Raw genomic sequence first — 23603 nt, 5'->3', positions numbered from 1 at the left:
GTCCCGCCCGGCCGAAACCGGCGCCGGGGCCACGCCCGTAGGGGACGCCTGCCGCGGCACCTGCCCCGGTCCCACCCCGACATCGTGAGTGCCTCATGCGCCGCCCCATCCGCCGGCTGACGCTCGTCCTGCTGCTCGGGCTCCTCCCCGCCGCCCTCGGGGCCCAGAATGCCGCGCCCGCCTTCGGCTGCGGGGAGGCGTCCCAACGACAGTTCGACTTCTGGCTCGGGCGCTGGGACGTGACCGTGGGCGGCAACGCCGCTGGCACCAACGAGATCACGCTGGAGGAGGACGGCTGCCTGCTGCATGAGCACTGGGTCGGCTCCCGGGGCGGAACGGGCCAGAGCCTCAACTGGTACGATCGCGGCACCGGCGAGTGGCATCAGGTCTGGGTGGACAACCAGGGCAACGGCCTGCAGCTCGCGGGCCGCTTCACGGAGGGCCGCCTGACACTGCTTGGCACGGCGCCCGGTCCCGACGGCCGGCCGCAGTCGCAGCGGCTCAGCTTCACGCCCAACGCCGACGGCACCGTGCGGCAGCTCTGGGAAACGTCCAGCGACGGCGGCCAGAGCTGGCAGGTGTCCTTCGACGGCCTGTATCGCCGCCGGACCTGATCGACGTAGCGGCCCGGAACGTCGCCGCCTGACGCGCGGCTCCGCCCGCGCGGGCTAACCGCCGCGGGGGGATTCGCTTCCCCTGCCTTCGGCATCGCTTCGGCGGAAACCGCCGGGGCGATGCCCCGTACGTCCCCGTCACCTCTTTCCGAACGCCCCGGTCCGATCGGGCGCACCGATGCTCGCCATCCTGCTGGAGATCGTGGTCCTCGTCGCAACCCTGGTTGCGACGGCGGTCGCGGTGTTCACGCGGGCGTGGCGCCGGTCGCCACCGGGGCTCCAGTGGCGGCAGGCCCGTCACCACCGCGCGGCCGCTCGCCGCTCCAGCCATCCATGCGTGATTCACGGGAGGCAGGCTCCCGAGTGTCCCGTCCGCCTGAAGAGCGGCGGGACGGCCATTCCACAGTCCTTCGAGGAGGCGATGAACGATGTCGGTGCGTCATGAAGGGCGGGTCCGCCGGGCGGGTGAGCGCGGGGGCGCGCTCGCGACCCTGCTGGGCCTGGGGCTGCTGCTGCTCCTGGTGGCGGCCACCGTGCCCTCGTGCGTGACGTATGTGGATCCGGGCAGCGTGGGGATCGTGATTCACCGCGCGGGCGGCGGGGTCGACCCGACACCGCTCGGGCCGGGATTCCACCTGCGCAACCCGCTCACCACGGGGATCGAGGAGTACCCGACGTACATGCAGACCCTGATCCTCACCCAGTCGGTGGTGGAGGGATCGCCGCACAACGACGAGATCAACGTCAACAGCGTGGAGGGGCAGCCGTTGTCGCTCGACGTCTCGATGTCGTTCGAGCTGGCCCCGGCACGGGTGCCGGAGCTGTACACCACGTTCCGGAGTGACATCGGGGCGATCCAGCGCACCTACGTGAAGCAGTCGATCCGGCAGGCGCTGCAGGAGGTGGTGGGGAGCGAGCCGATCGCCGAGATCATCGGGCCCCGGAAGGCGCAGGTGGTGGCCCGGGTGCAGGCGCTGCTGACCGAGCGGCTGGCGACGTACGGGATCCTGGTGCGGCAGTTCACGCTGAACGAGCTGCGGGCGCCGGCGGCGGTGATGGAGGCGATCAACCAGAAGAACGTGATGCAGCAGCAGGCCCTCACGGCCGAGAACGAGCTGCAGAAGAACCGGTACGAGGCGCAGGGAGATTCCATCAAGGCGGCGGGCCGGGCCAAGGCCATCCTGGCCGAGGCCGAGGCGCAGGCCCGGGCCAACCGGCTGCTGGCGGAGAGCATCACCGGCACGCTGGTGCAGTACGAGGTCGCCAAGCGGTGGGATGGCAAGATGCCGCAGGTGGCCGGCGGCAACGCGCCGCTGCTCTCGCTGCCGCTGAGCCACTAGCGGAGCCCGCCCGGGAGGCCCCGGCCTCCCGGGCGGCCGCCGGCCGGTCAGCCCAGCGGAGCGAAGCGCGCGGTGAAGTGCCGCAGGAAGGGCGCCTGCTCCACGAACCGGTAGCCGCGCACCGCGGCCCGGCGGGCGTACACGTTGAGGATGGCCTCGACCACGTAGTCGATGTGGCTCTGGGTGTAGACCCGCCGCGGAATGGCCAGCCGCACCAGCTCCATCGGGGCGGTCGTCTCCGCTCCCGTGGCCGGGTCCCGCCGGCCGAACATCACCGTCCCGATCTCCACCGCCCGGATGCCCGCCTCCCGGTACAGCTCCACCACCAGGGCCTGGCCCGGCAGTTCGTGTGGCGGGATCTGGGGAAAGAGCGCCGCCGCATCGATGTACACGGCGTGGCCTCCCGGCGGCTGCACGATCGGCACGCCGGCCTCGGAGATGTGCCGCCCCAGGTAGGTCGTCGAGGTGATCCGGTAGAGCAGGTAGTCTTCCGCCAGCGCCTCGTGCAGCCCGACCGCGATGGCCTCGAGGTCGCGGCCCGCCAGTCCGCCGTAGGTGGGAAAGCCCTCGGTGAGGATCAGCAGGTTGCGCTCCTGCACCGCCACCTGCGCGTTGTTGCTGGCCAGGAACCCGCCGATGTTGGCCAGGCCGTCCTTCTTGGCCGACATCGTCGCGCCGTCGGCGTGGGAGAACATCTCCCGCGCGATCGCCAGCGGCGAGCGGTCCGCGTAGCCGGCCTCGCGCAGCTTGATGAAGTAGGCGTTCTCGGCGAACCGGCAGGCGTCGATGTACAGCGGGATGCCGTGCGCCCGGCACACCGCCGACACGGCGCGGATGTTGGCCATCGACACCGGCTGCCCGCCCCCGCTGTTGTTGGTCACCGTCAGCATGCACAGCGGGATCTTCTCGCGCCCCACCTCGGCGATGAGCCGCTCCAGCGCCGCCACGTCCATGTTGCCCTTGAAGGGGTGCACCGCCTGCGGCTGCCGGCCCTCGGGGATGACCAGGTCCACGGCGCGGGCCCCGGTGAACTCCACGTTCGCCCGGGTGGTGTCGAAGTGGGTGTTGCTCGGCACCACGTCGCCCGGCTTGCAGAGCACCGAGAAGAGGATCCGCTCCGCCGCGCGCCCCTGGTGGGTGGGGAGCACGTGCTGGAAGCCGAAGATATCCTGCACCGCCTTCTCGAACCGGTACCACGAGGGGCTGCCGGCGTACGATTCATCCCCACGCATCAGCGACGCCCACTGCTCGCTCGACATCGCCGAGGTGCCGCTGTCGGTCAGCAGGTCGATCAGCACGTCCTCCGAGCGGAGCAGGAAGGCATTGTAGGCGGCCTCCCGCAACCGCTCCTCCCGCTCGGCCGGGGTGGTCAGGCGGATCGGCTCGACGGACTTGATGCGGAACGGCTCGATGATCGTCTTCATGGACATCCGCGTTTCCGGTTCGGGTGGGGGCCAGACAGGAAATATGGAGGCGGGAGCCCCGATCCGGCATATTCCAGCCCACGTGACACCGCGTCCTGTCCCTCCGTTCCGCACTGCCCGCCCGTGGCGACTGACCGGCCGGTGGTAATCGTCGGCGCCGGCGCCGCCGGTCTGATGGCGGCCATCCACGCCGCCCGGGCCGGCGGGCCCGTGGTGCTGGTCGACGGCACCGCCGATGGCGGCCGCAAGATCCTGATCAGCGGCGGGGGGCGGTGCAACATCCTCCCCGCAGTGCTGGATCCGGCGCGCTTCGTCTCCGCGGCCCCGGCGCACCTGGTGCGGCGGCTCCTCGCCGCCTGGCCGCTGCGCGAGCAGCGGGCCTTTTTCGAGGGCGACCTGGGCCTGCCGCTCGCTCTCGAGGCCGGGAGCGGGAAGCTCTTTCCCGCCTCCAACCGCGCGCGCGAGGTGCGCGACCGGCTGGTGGAGGCCGCGCGCGCCGCGGGGGCGGAGTGCCGCTTCGGGTGGACCCTCGCCCGCGCCGAACCGGCACCCAACGGCTGGCGGCTGGAGAGCGCCTCGGGCCGGAGCCTGGAGGCGCGGGCACTGGTGATCGCCACCGGCGGCCTGTCGGTGCCCGCGACCGGCAGTGACGGCTTCGGGCTCCGCCTGGCCCGCGAGCTGGGGCACGCCCTCGTGCCGACCTATCCCGCGCTCACCCCGCTGCTGGCGCAGCCCGCCGCCCATGCGGCGCTGTCCGGCCTCTCCCTCGACGTGACCATCGAGGCGCGCGCCGGCGATCATGTGGCCCGCGCCCAGGGCGGGTTTCTCTTCACCCACCGGGGGTACAGCGGGCCGGCGGTGCTCGACATCTCGCACCTCCCCGCCCAGTACCGCGACGGTCCCGGCCGGGCCCGCGTCACGGTGCAGTGGGGCGTCCTCGACGCCGGTGCGTGGGAGGCGCGTCTGACTGCCCGCACCGCCCAGGGTGTCCTGCGGCGAGTGCAGGAAGAGCTCCCCGCTCGCCTGGCGGAGGTCCTCCTCCAGGAGTGCGGCATCCCTGCCGACACCCAGCTGGCCCAGCTGCGTCGCGAGGACCGCCGCGCGCTGGTGGAGCGGCTGGCGCGCTATCCGCTCCCCTGGACCGGGGACGAGGGCTACAAGAAGGCGGAGGTGACGGGGGGCGGCGTGGCGCTGGGTGACGTGGATCCGGCCACCCTGCAGAGCCGCCGGGTGCCGCGCCTGCACTTTGCCGGCGAGGTCCTGGACGCGTTCGGCCCGATCGGCGGCTACAACTTCGCGTGGGCCTGGGCCACCGGGCGCACCGCGGGTCTGGGGGCGGCCCGGACGTGACGAGGGGCGGGCCGGATGGCCCGCCCCTCGCCCAGGTGCGGCGCGCGGCCTACCTGGTGCCGAACTGGATGCCGACCGTCAGCGGAATGAAGTTGGTTGAATTGTCCGAGGTGAAGACGTTGATGAACCGGCTTTCGGCAAAGATGCTCGCGTCCGAGCCCGCCCGGAACTTGAGGCCGAGCCCGCCACCCGCGGCCAGCTTGGTCTCGCTGTCCGAGCCGAACCCGGTGATGTCGACCTTCGCGTTGAAGAGGCCCAGGCCACCGATCAGGTACGGCTTGATCGAGCCCTTGCTCTGGAAGGCGTAGGTCACGTTCACCAGGCCCCCGGCGAGCTTGGTCTTGCCGTCCGCGCCATCGATGCTGTTCTGGGCGTACATGAAGTCACCACGGAAGCCGACCGGTGAGGCCGATGGCGCATAACCGATCACGGCCAGGCCGTGCCAGCCGAGCTTGGCGACGTCATTGAAATCGCCGAGCGGCAGTGTCAGGCCGCCCCCCGCGCCGAAGGAGAGCTTCGACTGTGCCTCGAGGGCGGTGGAGGACACCTGGGCCGCCAGGGCGACGGCTACCATCGAGAGTACGACACGCTTCATTGTGTTGCTCCTCTGTGAGATCTGCCCGGGCATCCGGCCGTCGTGGCCGGCGGACGGGCAGCGGAAACTAGCGTACGGCTAGAATCCGCCGAAGGTTACGCCGGCCATGAGGGGGGCGTACTGGGGCTTGACCCCGTCGGTGTACACGTTGATGTACCGCGCCTCCACGAACAGGGCCAGCGACCGGGCTCCGAGGCTGAACCCGGCGCCGCCGTTGAGGGCGGGGTTGGTGTCGCTCAGCTTGCCGAAGTTGGGGCTCGAGTTCGTGGTCTTCACGTAGCCCCCACCGCCGAAGACGTAGAACCGGTTGGGTGACCGCCGGGCACCGAACTGCAGCACGAGGTTGGCGGTGCCGCCCACCTGGGTCTGCCGCCCGCTGATCGCGCTCAGGCTGTTGCGGCCGTAGAACCCATCGAGCCGGAAGCCGAGGGCGGCCGAGGCCGCCGGGAAGAAGGTCAGGCTCGCGTTGCCCATCCATCCCTTGTCCACCACGTCGCCGTAGCTGCGCAGCGGCATGGTGATCCCGGCGCCAAGGCCGAGACGGATGTCCCCCTGGGCGGCGAGGGTGGCGGGGAGCGACAACAGCGGGAGGGCGAGCAGGCAGGCTGCCCGGAGGTGACGGGACGGCATGAGGGGCCTCGTAGGGGTGCGAGGCTCCAATGGTGGGTGGGCCGGGAGAGCCGTGCCGTAACCGGTGTCACATTGCGGCGCGGATCACTGCCGGAGGCTACTCGACCCGCTGTACCAGCCGCTTGAGGGAATCCACGGGGGCCTGGGCCACCACCGAGATGCGATAGCCCTCCTCGTCCAGCCAGGTGGCCACCGAGACCCCGGTCGGGGAGGTGCCGTAGGCCGTCTCGCCGCTCTCGAGCGTGGGGTCGTCGATCGGACGGAACCCGGAAGAGTCGGCGGGGATCAGCTGCTGGTCCACCAGGATCCGGCCGCCGTCGGCGGTGCGGTAGACCACGCGCACCACGTCGAGTCCGGCCTGCGCGCCTGGGACCGCAGTCGCGGGTCCGACCTCGATGTGATCCGGCTCGAGCCCCGCCACCATGCGCAGACGCCCCCCGAGGCGCAGGCTCGCCTCACGCGCGCCCACCGCACGAAAACGGGGGGAGACCGTGAGCGGCTTGGGCTCGGTGGTTGGGGCGCTCGCGGGGGCCGACGACGGGCTGGCCCGCGGCGGGGTGGGCCGGCTCGGGGACGCCGTGGCCGCTGGCACGGGGTTCGGGCGGGTCGAGGTCGCGGTGGGTTGCGGCACGGGCTCTATCGGCGGCACCGCCGCAGCGCCTCCGGCCGCGAGACCCGCCGCGGGCGGGCGCGGGGCCGGGGGCGGGGCCTGGGTCGTCCCGCGATTGGCCACGGCCATCCCTTCGTTGGGCTGGCGCAGCCGACTGGCGCCGTATCCCACCAGCAGCGCCATCAGCACCGTGGCGATCCACAGCAGGGTCGAGAGCTCCAGCTCCCAGCGCCGCCTCGGCTCCTCCACCGACGGCATCAGCACCAAGCCGCCGGGGGTCACCGTGGCGGCGGGACCGCTCTCGGTGGCCAGCTCGGGAAAGTGCTGGTCGAGCTCCTGGTAGTTGTCCCGCCACTCCTCGAGCCGGCGGGCACACGCACGGCACGACTCCGTGTGGTTACGGATGCGGTGCACGTCGGAGCCGCTGGCGCTCCCGTCGATGAGCTTCTCGAGGAGCCGGTCGTTCAGGTGAAACATGCCGTGGAATCTACCTTCCGGGGCCAGCCGCCGCCCGCTACTCGACCCTCCGGAGGAGTGCCCGCAGGGAGTCGGTCGGGAGAAATCCCGTAAGTGCAAGTCTGAAACCAGCTTGGTCCATCCACCGGACACTCTGCATGCCTTGGGCCGCGGGCGCTGCCACGGTGTCCCCCACCAGCAGGGGGGCCGCGCTTGCCGTCAGTCCCGTCCGGACCCCCTCGGCCACCCGGAGTCGCTGTTGGTCCAGCCAGAGCTCCCGGCCTGGGGGATCGTCGTAGACCACCCGAACCACCGGCAAGTCGGCGCTGGCGCCGGGGACCAGGGTTCCCGGCCCGGTGAGCACCCGCTGGGGCTTGAGGCCATCCAGAAGACGGATTGTCCCACCGAGGGTTCTCACGGCCTCCTCCATGGCCACCTGATGGAACGCCACAACAGGTGCGGCGATGGACCGGGCCTCGGCGGGGGCCTGCTTGGTCGATACGGCCGGTGTTCGGTCCAGGTTCCCGGTGGCCCCTGCCACGGGGGCCGTTGCGTCGGACGCCAGTTCCGTGAGCCGGTTGTCGCGACGCAGGGCGGTCGGGGCCGGCGTCGCCGCCGGAGTAGCCGCCTCTTCCGAGCGCGCCTGCGCCGGCGCCGCCGGCGGGGGGGCGTCGGCCGGCCGCGGCAGGGTGAATCCCACGGCCGGCGGGCCGGACTCCGGAGGCACCGGGGCGGTGGCCGGCGGGGCGATCTCCCGCTCCGCCACGCCCTTGTCCGTTCCGATGTCGCTCTGGGCCATGCCCGTCGGCCGGGTCCGCATCGAGTAGCCCAGCCCGATGGCCAGGATCACCGTCGCGGCCCAGGCGAGTGATCGCCACGGCAGCGGCGTCCGGGAGGTCCCGGCCGTGGTGGGCTGAGCGGAGCGCGCCGGCGGGGCGGCCGGCTGCCGGGGCAGCTCGACGGCGGTGACCAGCGCATCGGCCTCGCCGGAGAAGGCCCGGATCTCCTCGTACAGCCGCCGGCACTCCGCGCACGCGCCGAGGTGCGCCTCGGCGGCGCGGCGCTCGTCGGCCGTGAGCTCGTCGTCGAGCAGGCAGGTCAGCTGGCCTTCATCAAGATGCGACATGGCGATCCTTCTCCTGCGCGCGGACCAGTTCCACCAGCCGCTTGCGGGCGCGGCAGATCGTGGTGCCGATCGCGCCCTTGGCGAGGCCGGTGGCGGCCGCGATCTCGTCGTAGTCAAAGCCCTCGGCCTTGAGCAGCAGCACCTCGCGATCGAGGTCCCGCATCTCGGCCAGGGCGGCCTGGACGGCCCGGGTCTTCTGGGTCCGTTCGTAGTCCTCGTCCGCGGGGCTGGCGCTGGTCGCGCTCTCCCCCTTGAGCAGCTGCAGCCGCCGTCCCTGGCGCACCGCCCGGCGCCCATCGTCCCGCACCAGGTTGAGCGCCACCGCGAACAGCCAGGGGCGCGGATTGTCCGGTGGGGAGGCGAGGGCGCGGGCGAACACCTCCGCCGCGAGGTCCTCGGCCCGGTCCTGGTCGCCCGTGCGGCGATACAGCATCCGCACGAGCGGCTGGTGGAACTGGGCGAACAGCTCTTCGATCGGTACCTGGCTCATCGGTTATCCACGGAAGTCCCGCACGAACGCCTTGAGTTCTGCATCGCTGATCGTGGTCCGGCCGCCCGCGGCGACCTTGAGGCTGGCGCGCCGGCCCGCGATGAGCAGCTCCTCGCCGACGCCAAGACTGGGCGCCAGCTCGGGCAGCGCGCGGGTCAGGGCAAAGTACGCGGCGCTGTAGGGGGCGATGTCGAGCACCCGGAGGCTATCGCCGTGGCCCACGTCCGTCCAGACGGTCCCCGTCCGGGTGAACACCCGGCCGCCGGCCCGGCGCACCTCGCGGCTGCCGCCAGTCAGCGTATTGAGGCGGGCATCCGCCGCCACTTCGGCATCGGCGAGGCTGGTGGCGCGGGAGAGCTGTCCGCTGGCCTTGGCGGCCTCGAACGAGGCCGCGCCGGTCTGGGCGGCGGGGGCCGGGGTGGCCATGGGCATGACGTCACGGCGCGGCTGGCGCGTGCCGGGTGTCCCGGGCTGGTTCATGGCCAGGGTCGGCTCCTGCACCAGGTACGAGGTGTACTCCGTGAGGATGCCGTAGCGCAGGCCGAGTTCGCGGATCTCGCGGATGAGGGCGTCGGACTGGCCTTCCAGGCGAAGCTGGCGGTTCAGGTCGCCGATCCGGCGCGCGGCCCAGAGCCGCGGGATGAACTCGTTCTCGTGGGCGGTCGCGGGGAAGGTGGCCTGGGCCGTGAAGCGCTCGCGGCGCCCGTTGCGCTCGCCCTCGAAGACCACGGTGCCCGACCCCTGGCCCCGGTAGCGCCCGAAGATCACCAGTTCCTCGCCATAGAACAGGTCCGGCAGCTGCGCGGGGGAGAGTTCGCGCAGGGCCACCGGGCTCTCCACGATGCGCAGGTTCACCAGCGCGGGGCGGCGCAGCTTGCTCATCAGCGTTCCGATGGCCACCTCGACGTCCGCCTCGGGCGCCACGTACTCCGCGGCACCATGCCCCTCCTTGGCCAGCCGGTCGAGCAGGTAGGTGTTGACGTCGGTCCCCACGCCCACGGTGAAGAGGCGGGCGCGTCCCACCCGGCTCGCCGCCAGCGCGGCGATGCGGTCCGGCTGCTCCTCGCCCACGGAGGGAATCCCGTCGGTCATGAAGAGCACCAGGGGCAGCCGTCCCTCGGGCACCGAGGTGCCCAGCACGGCATCGAGCGCGCCCGCGATGTTGGTGCCACCATCCGCGTTGAGGCCATCGATGAACCCACGCGCCTCGGCCAGCACCTCGGGGGTGACCGGCGCCCAGCCGTCGCGGAAGTGTCGCACGCCGGAGCTGAAGGCCACCAGGCGGAAGCGGTCACCGCCGCGCAGGGTACCGAGGGCCTGACGCAGCGCAGCCCGGGCCTGGTCCATCTTCTGGCCGGACATCGAGCCGGAGACATCCACCACGAACGCGACGTCGCGCGGGACGACCGGGCCCTCCTCTGCTTCCGCCGGCGCCAGCAGCAGCATGGCGTACCCGTCCTCGCCACCGGGGGCGCTGGTGAGCACGCTGGTGCCGACCAGTCCGCGTCGGAGCGGGAGCAGCAGCTCGATGTCGCCGCCGCCATGGGTATCCACGTTCACCTCGAGGGTCCCGCGCTCCCGGCGGACGGTGAGGGCATGGGTCGGTGAGTAGGGGGTGCCGTAGGTGTCCTCCCCGCGGCTGGTGAGGCGCCAGGTGCCGCCCTCGCCGCCACGGACACCCAGGGCGTAGCGGACGCGCAGCGCGTCGCCGGCGCGGTCGAGCAGCTGGGTGTAGCGGAGCACCACCTTGCGGGTCTCGCCCGGCTGAATGGGGAATACCTGCGCCCGCACCAGGCCGTGGCCGGCGAGGGTGAGCAGCGCCGGGTCCTTCTGCCGCCGCACGATCTCCTCATAGATCCCGCGAGCCTGTTCGGCGTTCATCATCTCGCCCTTCATCTCCTGTTCCCCCATCCAGAGCGAGAAGTTCTGGAACACCGCCTCCCCGGGGAGTGGGTACAGGTAGGTGCCTTCCGCGAGGCCGCCGCCGGTGTTGCGGAACCGCTCCTCCACCTCGACGCGCGCAATCCGCCCCTCGATGACGGTGCGGACCTCGGAGCCGACGCGGACGATGGATGGCGACACGGGAACGGTGGTGCGGGGGCGGTCGACTTCGATCCAGCCCTGCGCCGCGACGGGGGCGGCGGACAACAGGAGCGCGACGGCGCCCAGGAGCGTGCGATGCATGGGACCCTCATTGGCCTGTGGAGACGGCGAGGGGATGCGCCGGGGGCCGGGATTTGCACGGCGGGAGCGGCGCGGCCTTGGTCGGCCGGGCCGGCCGTCCTATCGTACAGGCATGCCAACCATCGACGTGGTGCGGACCTACCTCGAGATGACCTCGCCCGCCGACCTGCGGGACGAGGGCTCGGCGGGGCCGGAGGTGCGGCTGGAGCGGGTCGCCGACTGCCCCTGGCACTTCTACCGCTATCTCTATGTCGAGGTCGGAAGGCTGTACCACTGGCGGGACCGGCTCCCCTGGACTGAGGCCCAGTTCCGGGCCTGGCTCGCGGGGCCGAGCGCGATCTGGCTGCTGGCGGTGGCGGGCGCGCCGGCGGGGTTCTTCGAGTTGCGTGGGCCGGAGGACGGGGCGGTGGAGATCGCCTACTTCGGCGTGCTGCCGGAGTACCAGGGGCGCGGGCTCGGCAAGTACCTCCTGACCCGCGCGGTGCAGGAGGCGTGGCGAGCGGGCGCGGCGCGGGTCTGGCTGCACACCTGCACCCTCGACCATCCGGGCGCGCTTCCCAACTACCTGCGGCGCGGGTTCCGGAAGACCGGCGAGGAGGTCTACGCCACCACGGTGCCCGAATGAACTGTGATGTTTCCGTGGCGGGATCGTGACTCGGCCCGGGTAGCCTGAGGTGTCGTTGTCCCCATCCCCCAGACCCGAGGCCCCCGTATGCGTTCCCTGTTCCGCGCGTCCTTTGCCCTGGCCACTGCCTGCGCCCTGCTCCCGGCCTGCACCGGGCTCATGGCGGGCCCCAGCGCCCAGGCCAGCAGCGTCGTCCCGGTCGGGAAGGACTCCGCCTGGGTGCGCGCCAAGCGGGCCATGACCGCGGAGGTGTTCTCCTTTGAAGTGCAGGACTCCATCAACGGCCTCATCTACGGCGTGCGCCATCCCAAGCCTGGTACGCTCGAGGCCGATCCGCTCTCCTGCCGCCTCCACGTCACCTACCGGGTGAGCGGCAGTGCCGGGGAGTCGACGGTGGCCTCCGAGGCGCTCTACGCGGTGCCGAAGGGGAAGGATGGCCAGCCGACGGCCAAGTGCGACGGTGAGATGGCGGACGCGCTCCAGCGCATGGCCAGCACGATCCTGACCGGTCGCTGAGGCGCGCGGCCGCTAGCGTGTGGCCCCGGGGCACAGCTCCCGGAGGACGCAGCCATCGCACTGCGGCCGCCGCGCGATGCACGCGGCGCGACCATGCAGGATCAGCAGGTGGGAGACGAGCGTCCAGTCCTCGCGCGGCACCAGCCGCATGAGGTCCTGCTCGATCTTCACGGGGTCGGTGTGCCGGGTGAGCCGGAGCAGGCCCGCGAGGCGGGTCACGTGGGTGTCGACGGTGACCCCCTCGTTCAGCCCGAAGGCGTTGCCGAGCACCACGTTGGCGGTCTTGCGCCCCACGCCGGGCAGCGCATGCAGCGCGGCCATGGTCCGCGGGATCTCGCCGCCGTGCTCCAGCATGACCGCCTGGGCCATCGCGATCAGGTTCTTCGCCTTGTTGCGGAAGAACCCGGTGGACTGCACCAGCGCCTCGACGTCGGCCTGACGGGCGCGGGCCAGCTGGGCCGGGCCGGGGAAGCGCGCAAAGATCGCCGGCGTCACCAGGTTCACGCGGGCGTCGGTGCACTGGGCGCTCAGGATCGTGGCGACCAGCAGCTGGTAGGCGTCGGCGTGGTCGAGCGCGCAGTGCGCATCCGGGTAGGCCGCCTTGAGCCGGGCCAGGACTGGAGAGATCCGCTCCGCGGGCGGCGCCGCGCCGCGGCGGGGCGCCGGCTTGGAGCGGGGCGGCTTCGCCGGCGTCCGCCTGGCGGGGCTCACGCCCGCGCCCGCCGGGCCGCCACGTGTGCCAGGAACCCGTCGACCGCGAGGGTGTTCAGCACGTCCGCGCGGGTGAGCCAGCCCTTCCGGGCGATCCCCACGCCAAACGCGACGTTGCGGATCCCCGCCAGGTTGTGGGCGTCGGCGCCGATCGAGATCCGCAGGCCGGCGTCGCGGGCCTCGCGCAGCAGGCGCCAGTCGAGGTCGAGGCGGTGGGGGTCGGCGTTGATCTCGATTGCCACCCCGGAGGCGATGGCCTTGGCGATGACCGCCTCCATGTCGATCTGGTAGGGGTCCCGCGAGAGCAGCAACCGGCCGGTGGGGTGGCCCAGGATGGCGAGGTGCGGATTGTCCATCGCGGCCAGCACCCGCGCCGTCATCTCCGGCCGGCTCTGGCTGAAGCGGCTGTGGATCGAGCCGATCACGAAATCGAGCTGGGCCAGCACGGGGTCCTCGTAGTCGAGGAGGCCATCGCCAAGGATGTCCACCTCGATGCCCTTGAGGACCCGGATGCCGGGGCCGGCGGCGTTGAGGGCGTCGATCTCCGCGGCCTGGCGCTGCAGGTCCGCGACCGACAACCCGCCGGCGTAGGCCGCGGCCTTGCTGTGGTCGGTGATGCCCATCCACGCGTAGCCCTGCTCCCGGCAGGCCTCCGCCAGCTCCGCCACGGTGTTGGTGCCATCGGAGGCCGTGGTGTGGCAGTGCAGGAAGCCGCGCAGGTCGTCCGGCTCGAGCAGGGTGGGCAGCGTGCCCGCGGCGGCGGCGGCGATCTCCCCCCGGCCCTCGCGCAGCTCCGGCGGGATCTCGGCCAGGCCAAGCGCGGCATAGAACGCCGCCTCATCGGCGGTGGGGACGAACGTGCTGCCGTGCCACAGCGCCGCGCCGTCGAAGGTGAAGCCCCGGTCCCTGGCGTGGACCGCCAGCTGGGCCAGGTGCGCGTCGCTGCCGGTGGCCTGGACCAGCACGCCGCCGACGTTGCGCGGGGTGGTGACCACCACCTGCGCCTCCGCGCCGCCACTGACCCGCAGCGTCACCCGCCGCTCGTCCTGGCCCGAGAACTCGTGGACCCCGGGGAGTGCCCCGATGCGCCGGTAGATCTCCTCCGGGGCCACGTCGGCCACCAGCACGATCGAGAGGCCGCGCACCACCTCCATCCGCCGCCGCACGTCGCCCGCGATGATTGCCGCGCTCACGCCCGGCAGGGCGGCGAGGGCCTCGCGCAGCCCGGCCGCCTCGTCGGCGGCGTGGTGGGCCAGCCGGAAGCCGCTGGCCGTGCGCAGGAACGCGATGCCCTTGAGGATGTTCTCCGCCGTCTTCTGGCCGAAGCGCGGCAGCCGCGCCAGCCGCCCGTCGCGCGCGGCGGCCTCGAGCTCCGGCAGGGAGTCGATGCCCAGGGTCTCGTGGATCTGGCGGATCTTGGCCACGCCGAGCCCGGAGATCTGCAGCATCTCCACCAGGCCGGCGGGCACCTGGCCGCGCAGCTCATCGAGCAGCGAGGAGCGGCCGCTGGCGGCGACCTCCTGGACGATCGCGAGCGTGGCCGGACCGACGCCCTTGGTGGCGGCGAGCGAGCCATCGGCGAGCGCATCGGCCACGCTGCCGGAAAGCGCTCCCACCGCCTTGGCCGCGCTCCGGAAGGCCCGCACCCGGAACGGGTTTTCCCCCTGCAGTTCCAGGAACGCGGCGATCTGCTCCAGCACCTGGGCGATGGTCTTCTGGTCGGTCACGCGAGGCTCCCGAGTTCCACGGCCTGGTGCGGCCGGTGGCTCGCGCCGGCGCAGGCCCGGCTCTCCGCGGCGAGCGGCACGGTGCGGGCGGCGAGCTCGAGCAGCTCTTCCTCGCCCGTGATCGAATGCAGCCCGGCCGCGGCGCCGCCCGCGAGCACGGGGGCAAAGAGCGGCGCGCCGTCCGCACGGACGGGCGCCACGGGGGGGTAGCCGTCCACCGCCACCACGCTGAATCCCGCCTGTCCCGGGTGGAGCCCGAAGACCGCCAGCGCGAACAGGCCGCCGCCCGGCCACGGGCGCACGAAGAGCCCGTCGAGCGGCTGGTGCGGCTCGTCGGGGGCCAGCGCGGCCCAGACCACTCGCTCGGGAAACTGGACGTAGTACGTGGCGGGAGGCGCGGTGTCGCCCGGGGGCAGCGGCAACCCCGTGGTGAGGAGCGCCTGGGCCCGCTCGGGCGAGAGGCCGAGCAACCACCCGCCCGAGGCCCAATAGAGATAGGCGTGATGCAGCAGCGCCACGTGCTCCGCGACGGCCTCGCCCACGCCCTCCTCGGGCACCAGTTCGCGCAGGTACCGCACTACCTCAGGATCGAGGACGAAGGCGTCGGCGTCGTGCGGGTCCCGGCCCCCGCGCGCCAGCGACTCCCGCAGCAGTTCGAAGCGGGGCTCGGCGTCGGGGCCGAAGGCGATCTCGTAGGGAGTGCGGCGCATGGGCGGGGAAAGCTAGGGCCGCGGGAGAAAGGCGTCCATCACCCGGTGGAACGCCTCCGGCGCCTCCACATAGGGGACGTGCCCGCACGCCGGCACCAGGTGGAAGGCCGCGCCGAGGCAGGTGGCCAGTTCGCGGGAGGCCTCGTGCGGGATCGGGTCGTCATCGCCGTGCAGGACGAGCGCCGGCACGGTGAGGGCGCGGAGCGCCGGCCGCAAGTCGAACTCGCCGAGCGAGGTCCACACCTCGGCCCGGGTGCGCTCGGTGACGCGGAACGGGGTGAGCGCCGTGGCACGGGCGGGGTCGTGGAAGTAGCCCGCCACCGCGAGCTCGAAGAGGCGCGCCGCGTGGGCGGCCGGATCCCGCTCCCGCAGGCCGCTGTCCCGCAGCGTGCGCCGGGCTTCCTGCAGCGCCGGGGCCAGGGTGCGCGCCTCGAAGCGGCGCTCGAATTCGTCCCGGGCCGCGCGCCAGGCCGGGGCGGGGGAGACCAGCGCCAGGCGCTGGACCCGGCCCGGATGCTCCAGGGCGTAGAGCAGCGCCAGCAGCCCGCCCCAGGAGTAGCCGGCGAGGGTGAGGCGCGGCAGGTCCCAGGCCGCGCGCAGCGCCTCGAGGTCGGCCACCTGCTCGCGCCAGCCGACCGGCACCTCGCGTCCCACCGGGGAGCGGCCGCCGCCGCGCTGGTCGTAATAGATCAGCTCGCGGCCGGCGACGAGGGTATCGAAGCCAGGGAGCAGGTAATCGTGGTGCGCGCCGGGCCCGCCGTGCAGCACCACCACCGGCGGGCCATTGCCCACCCGCCGCTCGAACAGCGTCACCTCGCCGGCCGGCAGGCGCCGGGTGCGCTCGGCGTGGGCGCCGCCCGTCGGCTGGAGGGGAATCACAGCAGGCTGGCGAGTCCGTCGGCCACCGCCCGGACCGCGGCTTCCTCGTCGGGACGGAAGGGATCGGGGACGTCGCTGTCGACGTCGATCTGTCCCAGGATGGTCGCGCCGCGGCGGATCAGCACCACCAGCTCGGAGCGGGTGAAGGTGTTGCAGGCGATGTAATTGCCCACGGCGCGCACGTCGCCGATGTTCTGGTCGGTGCCGGTCGCCACCGCGGTGCCGCAGACGCCCTTGCCGACGGCGATGCGGGTGTGCTCCGTCTCCCGTCCGCTCCACGCCTCGAGTTCGAGGGTGTCGCCGTGGAGCATGTAGAGGTAGACCGAGGTATATGGCGCGCCCGCGGCGCGGATCCGGTCGGCGGCGTACTGCAGCAGCGCCGCGCGCCCGGCGTCCTTGCAGAAGAGCCCGCGGAGCCCCGCCACGATCGGGAGCGGGTCGAGGACGGCCGCCATCAGCCGCCCCGGGTGCCCAGGGTCACGCTGGTGCGCTGCTCGGCCCCGTCCCGCAGGAACCGCACCTCGATCACGTCGCCGGGCTTGTGCTGCCGGAGCACCCCGGTCATGGCCTGGAGGTCGGGGATCTTCGTCTCGCCGATCCACAGGATGATGTCATTGCCCCGGAGCCCCGCCTTCTCGGCCGGGCTCCCGGCGCGGACGCCGGTGAGCCGCACCCCACCCGGGTTCTCCGACATGTCGGGGATGGTGCCGAGGTAGGCGCCGTAGCCGGAGGACTGGCCGCCGGCCGCGACCTGCGGCGGGGGCACGTTCACGAACACCAGCGGCTCCCGACGGTTGGCGAGGGTCCGCACGATGGCCGCGGTGAAGTCGGCCACCTGCGCCAGGCCGTCGGCGTTGATCTTCTCCCAGTCGTCGCTGGCGCGGTGGTAGTCCTCGTGCAGGTCGGTGAAGACGTGCAGGACGGGTTTGCCGGCGGCGTAGAACGAGGACTGGTCGCTGCGGCCCCAGCCGTCGCCCGAGGCGCGCAGGTCGAAGCCGGCCGTGAGGTTGAGCGAATCGAGCAGCGCCGGGAACTCCTGCGCGGTGGCCGCCCCGTAGACCAGCAGCCGGTTCTCCCGCAGCCGTCCCACCATGTCCATGTTCACCATGGCATAGGTCCGGGCCAGCGGGAAGACGGGGTGCTTCACGTAGTAGTCCGACCCGAGCAGTCCCTCCTCCTCGCCGCTGAAGGCCACGAACACGACGGTGCGCGCGGGGCGGCTGGCGGCGAGCTTCCGGGCGATGTGCACCAGGGCGCTCGCCCCGGAGGCGTTGTCGTCGGCGCCGTTGTGCACCCGGCCCGCGCTGTCGGGGTCGAGCGCGCCGAAGCGGCCGGCCCCCAGGTGGTCGTAGTGCGCGCCCACCACCACGATCTCGTTGCGGAGCGTCGGGTCGCGGCCCGCCAGCACCCCGATCACGTTCCGGCCCACCGCGCCGCCGATGCCCGTGCCCCGCGCCGCGGGGGCATCGGCCGCGACGGTGAAGGGCTGGAACCAGCCCCCGGGTGCCGGTCGGAGGCCGGCCTGCTTGAAGCGGCGGGAGAGGAACGCGGCAGCACTGTCCGCCCCTGGCGACCCGATGAGGCGGCCACCGAGTGAGTCGGCGGCCAGGGTCCGCACGTCGTTGAGGAGGGCCACCGCGTCGGCGGTGGACTGGGCCGCCAGCGGGGCGGCGAAGGGCACGGCCCCCAGCAGCAGGAGGGGGGCGACTCGGAGGCGGATCGACATGGGCACAAAGCTAGTGCTGGCCCGGGGCCGGTTGAAGCCGGGGTCTGCCCTGCCCGCCAATGGGTGCCTAACCTATTGCTGCGCTTGATGGTAGAACTTATCTTGGGGTCGGAAACCCCCATCCCATGACCACACCCGCGGGCATCCTCTCCGACTTCGCCAGCATCCTCCTCCTGTTCCGGGATCACCCGGACAAGAAGGAGGAGCAAAAGCAGGCATTCCGGCGCCTCACGGCCAACCTGCCGGACGGGGACCACCAGCTCCGGGTGACCCAGGCGGGATTCCGCTGGGACCACATCGAGATCCCGGTGGGCCGGGGCGAGGTGGCCGCGCTGCACGACCAGTTCCGCCAGCACGGCGTCGGCGAGGTGCGGATTCCCTCGGGGCTCATGAGTTCCACGCTGCTGTCGCTGGTGCGGATCCTCGCGGCGCCCCCGGGAACCTACGGCTCCTTCGACCACCTGAGCGCCCGGCTCGACGCCGCGGGATGCGGGGTGATCCCGGTCCTGCCGCTCGAGGACGCGCTCAAGCCGGCCGCCCGGGCCGCCCCGACGGTCGATCCGCGTCCGGCGGCCAAGGGCGACAAGGTGGACGACGAGGGGCACATCACCGCCATCGGCCCGGACGCGCTCACCGAGGCCAAGGTCGGCATGATGCATTTCGTCACCATGCAGACCCACACGGTGAGCCCCACCGACGAGCTGGTGGACCAGATCTCCCACGCGCAGTCCTCGGCGGCGCGCAACGAGCTGCTCAACCAGCTGATCGCGACCGGGGAGTTCGCCGCGCGGCAGAAGGAATGGCGGCAGCTGCTGATGGCCGCGCACGGACTGGTGGAGCTGGAGCGCAAGGACCAGGGGCACGGCGGGGACGGGCGCGGCTACGGCATCGCGCTGCGGCGGATGCTGCCCCGCTCGACGCTGGAACAGCTGGTGCGGATGACCGCCCACGGCGACATGAAGGCCGAGGCGATCACCGTGCTGCGGCGGATGGGGGTGGACGGCACGGAGGTGCTGCTCAACGCCCTGGTGAACGCCGAGGAGGTGGGGCAGCGGCGCGCGTACTTCAACGCCCTCAAGGAGATGACCGAGGGGGGCGAGCTGCTGGTCCACATGCTGAGCCACGACCAGTGGTTCGTGGTGCGCAACGTGGCCGACCTCTGCGGCGAGCTGCGGCTGGAGAGCGCGGTGCATGGCCTGGCCCGGCAGGTTGCGCACGACGACGAGCGGGTGCGGCGGGCGGTGGCGGGGGCGCTGGGCAGGATCGGTGGCGCGGGGGCGGTGGAACCGCTGCGCCGCGCGCTCAAGGACCCGCTGCCCGGGGTCCGGCTCCAGGCCGCCAAGGACCTCGACGGCCGGAAGAACCGCAGCCTGGCGATGACGCTGGCGGTGGCCGCCGACGCGGAGTCCAAGCCCGACGTGCAGCGGGAGATGTACCTGGCGCTGGGGCGGATCGCGTCCAACGACGCGATCCTGGCCCTGAGCAAGGCCGCGGAGCCGGGTGGGCGGCTGTTCCGGCGCAAGCCCCAGAGCGTGCGGCTGGCCGCGGTGGCGGGCCTGCATGTGGCCGGCCCTTCCGGATCCAACGCGCTCAAGGAACTGCTGGGGGATGAGGACCGCGAGGTCCGCGCCGCCGCGGAAAAGGCGTTGCAGACCCTCTGGGAGTGAGCCGGCGCGGCAGCCCGGCGCCGCCTACCGCGGCACGAAATCCGTCGCCGGCGTGACCCGCCGCGCAAATCCCGCCAGCAGCCGTGCCGTCCGGTCCAGGTCCTCCAGCGCCACCATCTCGTTCGGGCTGTGCATGTAGCGCAGCGGCACCGACACCAGCGCGGTGGCCACGCCCTTGAGCGCCGTGAAGATGTTGTCGGCGTCGGTGCTGGTGTCCCGTGGCGCGGCCTCGATGGTGTACGGGATGCCTTCCGCCTCGGCCGTGGCCACGAGGAGATCGAACACCACCGGGTTGATCGCCGCGCCGCGGGTGAGGGCGGGGCCGCTGCCCAGCTTGTACTCGCCGTGCTTCCGCTTCTCGACCCCCGGATAATCGGTGGCGTGGGTGACGTCGACCACCACGGCCACGTCGGCCGCGAGCGCCGCGGCGCCGGTGCGGGCCCCGCCACCGGTGTAGCTGATCTCCTCGCGCGTGGTGGCGGCGGCCGTGACCCGCGCCACGGGGCGGTCGGCGGCGAGCAGCCGGAGCGCCTCCAGCACCACGAAGGCCCCCACCCGGTTGTCGAGCGAGCGGCTGACCAGCCGCCCGTTCGGGAATTCGAGGACGCTGGCGGCGAGCACCCCGGGATCGCCGATCCGCACCTGCGCGGCGGCGCCGGCCCGGTTCGCGGCGCCGATGTCGATCCACAGGTCGTCGGCCTTGGAGACTTTCTCGCGGTCGTCCTTCTCCATGAGGTGGATGGCCTTCTTCCCGATCACCCCCGCGACCAGGCCGCCCCGGGTGAGCAGCTGCACCCGCTGGCCCACAAAGACTTGGTGGTCCCACCCGCCGATGGTATCGAAGCTGAGGAACCCTTCCTCGTCGATGTAGGTCACCATCAGCCCGATCTCGTCGATATGGCCGGCGAGCATCACCCGCGGCGAGGCGGCGGGATTGAGCGTCGCGAACGAGTTGCCGCTCACGTCGGCCTGCACCTCGGTGGCGAAGCCCTCGGCCTGGGCCCGCCACGCGCGGGCGGGGAGGGTCTCGTAGGAGGATGGGCCGGGCGAGTCGAGCAGCGACTTGAGGAAGGTCAGCGAGCGCGATTCCATGATCGTTTCGATGGTGGACGGGGAAGGGGAATCTGGCGCGACACCGCCGATTGTCCAGCGGGCGCGACAGGAGTGACGAGGATCACTTCTATAGTGGTAGCGGCGTCGTTGAGCCGGGGGCCCCGAATGCCGATACTGGGGGTAACCCAATAACGAGTGACGTTCGTGCCTGCTCTGCGTTCTCACGCCGCCCTTGCCATTGCCCTGCTTGCCGCCTGCGCCGCCCCGGAAAAGAGTGGAGGTCTGGATCCCGAGCCGGTCCTCGAGCGGGTGGTGATCACCCCGGCGAATGTCGCGCTCGCCGCCGGGGATTCGTTCGACTTCGCCGCGGTCGCGGAGTATTCCGATGGCAGTTCCGGCTCAGTGCCGGTGAGCTGGGCCTCGACGGGAGGGACCGTCACCGGCGCGGGCGTCTACCACGCGGGGGTGGCCGCCGGGTCGTTCATGGTGATCGTGGTCACCGCTGACTTCCTGCACGCGGACACGGCCGTCGTATCGATTGCGGGCGCGGGCGGCCCCTCCCTCGCTGGGCTCAGCGTCCAGCCGGCGTCCCTGACCCTCGACCCGGGGGCCACGGCCGGCTTCAGCGCCGTGGGCAGTTTCAGCGACGGCTCGAATGCCGCGGTGGTTGCTTCCTGGAACGCGACCGGTGGCTCCGTCACGCAGGGGGGCAGCTACCATGCGGGCGCCGCCGCCGGGGCCTTCCGGGTCATCGCCTCGCACCTGGGCTTCACCGACACCGCCCTGGTGACCATTCGGGACACCACGACACCGGCACCCACGCTGACCGCAGTCACCGTGACGCCCGCCGCCGTCACGGTCGACCCGGGGAGTACCACCGCCTTCAGTGCGACGGGCAGCTACAGCGACGGCTCCTCGGGAGCCGTTGGCGCATCATGGACGGCAACCGGTGGCACCGTGAGCCAGGGGGGGAGTTACCAGGCGGGGGCCACGGCGGGGTCGTTCCGGGTGGTGGCGGGGTATCAGGGCCATGCGGACACCGCGCTGGTGAGCATCCGCGACACCACGACGCCGGGCGGAGGCACCGTCCTGCTCACCGAGGGCTTTGACGACGCCAGCGTCTCGGGCCGCGGGTGGTACGACAACACCAACCCGGCCGTGGTGGCGACCGGCCAGCATGGCGGCGCGGGGGCGCTGCAGATGGCCTGGGCCACGGGGAGCACCACGCCGGCCAAGGGCGCGGCGGTGCGCCACCTCTTCACGGCCACGGACCGGATCTACGTCAGCTACTGGGTCAAGTACAGCACCAACTGGATCGGGTCCGGCGTGAACTACCACCCCCACGAATTCCACGTCATCACCGACCAGGATGGCGCCTTCGTGGGCCCGTCGGCCACCCACCTCACCACCTACATCGAGCAGAACTACCAGAATGGCGGGGTCCCCCGCCTGTCGATCCAGGACGCGCTGAACATCGACGTCACCAAGCTCAACGTGAACCTGACCGGCGTGACGGAAAACCGCGCGGTGTCCGGCTGCAATGGCTCGACCGACGGGTATCCCGACTCGTGCTACCAGTCCGGGACGCAGTGGCGGAACGAGAAGATCTGGAAGGCCGCTGCCCCGGCGTTCCTCCCGAATCCCGGTCCCGGCTACAAGGGTGACTGGCACCGGGTCGAGGCGTACTTCCAGCTCAATACGATCCAGGGCGGGAAGGGCGTGGCCGACGGCATCGCCCAGTACTGGTTCGACGGGCAGCTGCTCATCGACCACCAGAACGTGCTCTTCCGCACGGCGCAGCACCCGACGATGAAGTTCAACCAGTTCGTGATCGCGCCCTACATCGGGACCGGGTCCACGGTGGCCCAGGCGATGTGGATCGATGATGTCGTCCTCGCCACGGCGCGGGTGCCCTGAGGGAGGCGCGCCCGGCGCTGGGAGCGGGTCCCGGCCACCGCTAGATTGCCCGCATGACCCCTCCCCCCGCCCGACGGACCCACGCCTTCCGTGAGTCGGTGATTCGCGGGATGTCGCGCCTGGCCGCCCAGCACGGCGCGATCAACCTGGCGCAGGGCTTCCCCAACTTCCCCGCGCCCGACCTCCTCAAGGAGGCCGCGGCGCGGGCCATCCACGACAATATCAACCAGTACGCCATCACCTGGGGCGCCCGGCGGCTCCGCGAGGCGGTGGCGCGGAAGTACCACGCCTGGTACGGGATGGCCGTGGATCCCGACGCCGAGGTGACCGTGACCTGCGGCGCCACCGAGGCGATGATCGCCACGCTGATGGCGCTGATCGACCCGGGCGACGAGGTGATCGTCTTCGAGCCGTTCTACGAGAACTACGGGCCCGACACCATCCTCTGCGACGCCGCGCCGGTGTTCGTGCCGCTCCTGCCCGGGGCGCCACTCGACCTCGACCGCCTGGCCCGGGCGTTCGGCCCGCGCACCCGGGCAATCATCGTCAACACACCGGCCAACCCGAGCGGCCGGGTGCTCACCCGCGAGGAGCTCGAGGGGATCGCGGTGCTGTGCCAGCGACACGACGCCTGGGCCATCACCGACGAGATCTACGAGCACATCCGCTACGGCGCGCCTCACGTCCCGATCGCCACGCTCCCGGGCATGCGCGAGCGGACGGTGACGATCAGCGGCGCGAGCAAGACCTTCAGCATCACCGGCTGGCGCCTGGGCACGATCGTGGCCCCGGCCGGCGCCACCGATGCCATCCGCAAGGTGCACGACTTCCTCACCGTCGGCGCCCCGGCGCCGCTGCAGGAGGCCTTCGCCACCGCCCTCGACCAGCTGGGCGCGGACTACTACGACGGCATGGCCGCCGGGTACCTCCGCCGCCGCGACCTGCTGGGCGACGCGCTGGCACGGGCCGGCTTCCGGTGCACCCTGCCGGAGGGCGCCTACTACATCCTGGCCGACTTCTCCGGGCTGTCGGATCTTCCGGACACGGCCTTCGCCGAGTGGCTGGCGCGGGAGCGCGGGGTGGCCCCGGTGCCGGGGTCGTCCTTCTTCAGCCGACCGGAACTCGGCCAGCGCCTGGTCCGGTTCGTCTTCTGCAAGACGGATGACCTGCTCGTCGAGGCGGCCGCGCGCCTGCAGGGGCGCGGGGGCCGCGACGCCCGGGATGTCCAGCGGTGACCCCGGTCATTTGCGCGC

Annotated in this window: 23 protein-coding genes; 9 read left to right on the top strand and 14 right to left on the bottom strand. The window is 72.3% G+C overall.

Annotation, left to right across the window (positions count from 1 at the left end):
* Window positions 1-95 precede the first annotated feature (95 nt).
* The 3 genes from IPJ95_03835 (at window position 96) to IPJ95_03825 (ending at window position 1954) form a co-directional block, all read left to right on the top strand.
* Window positions 96-614: a hypothetical protein gene (locus IPJ95_03835; protein MBK7922748.1), complete on the top strand. Its 519-nt coding sequence runs from the start codon at window positions 96-98 to the stop codon at window positions 612-614.
* A gap of 178 nt (window positions 615-792) precedes the next feature.
* Window positions 793-1059 (top strand): hypothetical protein, encoded by a 267-nt coding sequence (locus IPJ95_03830; protein MBK7922747.1) that lies wholly within the window; start codon window positions 793-795, stop codon window positions 1057-1059.
* Window positions 1043-1954: a prohibitin family protein gene (locus IPJ95_03825; protein MBK7922746.1), complete on the top strand. Its 912-nt coding sequence runs from the start codon at window positions 1043-1045 to the stop codon at window positions 1952-1954. The genes IPJ95_03830 and IPJ95_03825 overlap by 17 nt, the downstream gene beginning before the upstream one ends.
* 47 nt (window positions 1955-2001) lie before the next feature.
* Here IPJ95_03825 and IPJ95_03820 read toward each other — a convergent pair whose 3' ends face one another.
* A complete protein-coding gene (locus IPJ95_03820) occupies window positions 2002-3378 on the bottom strand; it encodes a tryptophanase (protein ID MBK7922745.1) in 1377 nt (458 codons plus the stop codon).
* 174 nt (window positions 3379-3552) lie between these two features.
* Here IPJ95_03820 and IPJ95_03815 point away from each other — a divergent pair, with 174 nt between their 5' ends.
* Window positions 3553-4728, top strand: coding sequence for an aminoacetone oxidase family FAD-binding enzyme (locus IPJ95_03815; protein MBK7922744.1), 1176 nt, complete (start codon window positions 3553-3555; stop codon window positions 4726-4728).
* A gap of 49 nt (window positions 4729-4777) precedes the next feature.
* On the opposite strand, the gene IPJ95_03810 is transcribed toward IPJ95_03815, so the two are convergent.
* The 6 genes from IPJ95_03810 to IPJ95_03785 all read right to left on the bottom strand — a co-directional run bounded on the left by IPJ95_03810 (window position 4778) and on the right by IPJ95_03785 (window position 10819).
* Entirely contained in the window at window positions 4778-5323 is a 546-nt protein-coding gene (locus IPJ95_03810) for a porin family protein (GenBank protein ID MBK7922743.1), read from the bottom strand.
* Window positions 5324-5401: 78 nt separating this feature from the next.
* Window positions 5402-5953 carry a hypothetical protein gene (locus IPJ95_03805; protein MBK7922742.1) on the bottom strand — a complete coding sequence of 184 codons (552 nt, stop codon included), beginning with the start codon at window positions 5951-5953 and terminating at the stop codon, window positions 5402-5404.
* Between the two features lie 97 nt (window positions 5954-6050).
* Window positions 6051-7040, bottom strand: coding sequence for a hypothetical protein (locus IPJ95_03800; protein MBK7922741.1), 990 nt, complete (start codon window positions 7038-7040; stop codon window positions 6051-6053).
* 37 nt (window positions 7041-7077) lie between these two features.
* Window positions 7078-8145 carry a zf-HC2 domain-containing protein gene (locus tag IPJ95_03795; protein MBK7922740.1) on the bottom strand — a complete coding sequence of 356 codons (1068 nt, stop codon included), beginning with the start codon at window positions 8143-8145 and terminating at the stop codon, window positions 7078-7080.
* Window positions 8132-8635, bottom strand: a complete 504-nt coding sequence (locus IPJ95_03790; GenBank protein MBK7922739.1) for a sigma-70 family RNA polymerase sigma factor — start codon at window positions 8633-8635, stop codon at window positions 8132-8134. Before IPJ95_03790 ends, IPJ95_03795 begins: the two co-directional genes overlap by 14 nt.
* Before the next feature lie 3 nt (window positions 8636-8638).
* Window positions 8639-10819: a VWA domain-containing protein gene (locus IPJ95_03785; protein MBK7922738.1), complete on the bottom strand. Its 2181-nt coding sequence runs from the start codon at window positions 10817-10819 to the stop codon at window positions 8639-8641.
* Between the two features lie 112 nt (window positions 10820-10931).
* Between IPJ95_03785 and IPJ95_03780 the strand changes: the two genes are divergently transcribed.
* Together IPJ95_03780 and IPJ95_03775 are read left to right on the top strand one after the other, a co-directional pair.
* Window positions 10932-11444 (top strand): GNAT family N-acetyltransferase, encoded by a 513-nt coding sequence (locus tag IPJ95_03780; GenBank protein MBK7922737.1) that lies wholly within the window; start codon window positions 10932-10934, stop codon window positions 11442-11444.
* Window positions 11445-11531: 87 nt separating this feature from the next.
* Entirely contained in the window at window positions 11532-11960 is a 429-nt protein-coding gene (locus tag IPJ95_03775; GenBank protein ID MBK7922736.1) for a hypothetical protein, read from the top strand.
* 12 nt (window positions 11961-11972) lie between these two features.
* Here the strand turns inward: IPJ95_03775 and nth are convergent, their stop codons facing one another.
* Genes nth through IPJ95_03745 form a run of 6 tightly spaced genes read right to left on the bottom strand, consistent with a single transcriptional unit; the run spans window position 11973 to window position 17713 of the window.
* Window positions 11973-12671, bottom strand: a complete 699-nt coding sequence (gene nth / locus IPJ95_03770) for an endonuclease III (protein MBK7922735.1) — start codon at window positions 12669-12671, stop codon at window positions 11973-11975.
* Window positions 12668-14398 carry a DNA polymerase/3'-5' exonuclease PolX gene (gene polX, locus IPJ95_03765; GenBank protein MBK7922734.1) on the bottom strand — a complete coding sequence of 577 codons (1731 nt, stop codon included), beginning with the start codon at window positions 14396-14398 and terminating at the stop codon, window positions 12668-12670. Before polX ends, nth begins: the two co-directional genes overlap by 4 nt.
* On the bottom strand, window positions 14395-15108 hold the full coding sequence (locus IPJ95_03760) for a hypothetical protein (GenBank protein ID MBK7922733.1): 714 nt from the start codon (window positions 15106-15108) through the stop codon (window positions 14395-14397). Before IPJ95_03760 ends, polX begins: the two co-directional genes overlap by 4 nt.
* Window positions 15109-15120: 12 nt before the next feature.
* A complete protein-coding gene (locus tag IPJ95_03755) occupies window positions 15121-15987 on the bottom strand; it encodes an alpha/beta fold hydrolase (protein MBK7922732.1) in 867 nt (288 codons plus the stop codon).
* Window positions 15984-16442 carry a GAF domain-containing protein gene (locus IPJ95_03750; GenBank protein ID MBK7922731.1) on the bottom strand — a complete coding sequence of 153 codons (459 nt, stop codon included), beginning with the start codon at window positions 16440-16442 and terminating at the stop codon, window positions 15984-15986. Before IPJ95_03750 ends, IPJ95_03755 begins: the two co-directional genes overlap by 4 nt.
* Window positions 16442-17713 carry a M28 family peptidase gene (locus tag IPJ95_03745; GenBank protein ID MBK7922730.1) on the bottom strand — a complete coding sequence of 424 codons (1272 nt, stop codon included), beginning with the start codon at window positions 17711-17713 and terminating at the stop codon, window positions 16442-16444. The genes IPJ95_03750 and IPJ95_03745 overlap by 1 nt, the downstream gene beginning before the upstream one ends.
* 125 nt (window positions 17714-17838) lie before the next feature.
* Between IPJ95_03745 and IPJ95_03740 the strand changes: the two genes are divergently transcribed.
* Window positions 17839-19380 (top strand): HEAT repeat domain-containing protein, encoded by a 1542-nt coding sequence (locus IPJ95_03740; GenBank protein ID MBK7922729.1) that lies wholly within the window; start codon window positions 17839-17841, stop codon window positions 19378-19380.
* 24 nt (window positions 19381-19404) lie between these two features.
* On the opposite strand, the gene IPJ95_03735 is transcribed toward IPJ95_03740, so the two are convergent.
* Window positions 19405-20472, bottom strand: coding sequence for a M20/M25/M40 family metallo-hydrolase (locus IPJ95_03735; protein ID MBK7922728.1), 1068 nt, complete (start codon window positions 20470-20472; stop codon window positions 19405-19407).
* A gap of 165 nt (window positions 20473-20637) precedes the next feature.
* On the opposite strand from IPJ95_03735, the gene IPJ95_03730 reads away from it, so the two are divergent.
* Together IPJ95_03730 and IPJ95_03725 are read left to right on the top strand one after the other, a co-directional pair.
* The gene (locus IPJ95_03730; protein ID MBK7922727.1) at window positions 20638-22350 is read left to right on the top strand and encodes a hypothetical protein; all 1713 of its coding nucleotides are present in this window, start codon (window positions 20638-20640) and stop codon (window positions 22348-22350) included.
* 53 nt (window positions 22351-22403) lie between these two features.
* The gene (locus tag IPJ95_03725) at window positions 22404-23585 is read left to right on the top strand and encodes an aminotransferase class I/II-fold pyridoxal phosphate-dependent enzyme (protein MBK7922726.1); all 1182 of its coding nucleotides are present in this window, start codon (window positions 22404-22406) and stop codon (window positions 23583-23585) included.
* Window positions 23586-23603 lie beyond the last annotated feature (18 nt).

The organism is Gemmatimonadota bacterium, assembly GCA_016713785.1.
GTDB lineage: Bacteria > Gemmatimonadota > Gemmatimonadetes > Gemmatimonadales > GWC2-71-9 > JADJOM01.
The sequence above is the reverse complement of the archived record's forward strand: the minus strand, read 5'-3'. Positions and strand labels throughout refer to the sequence as shown.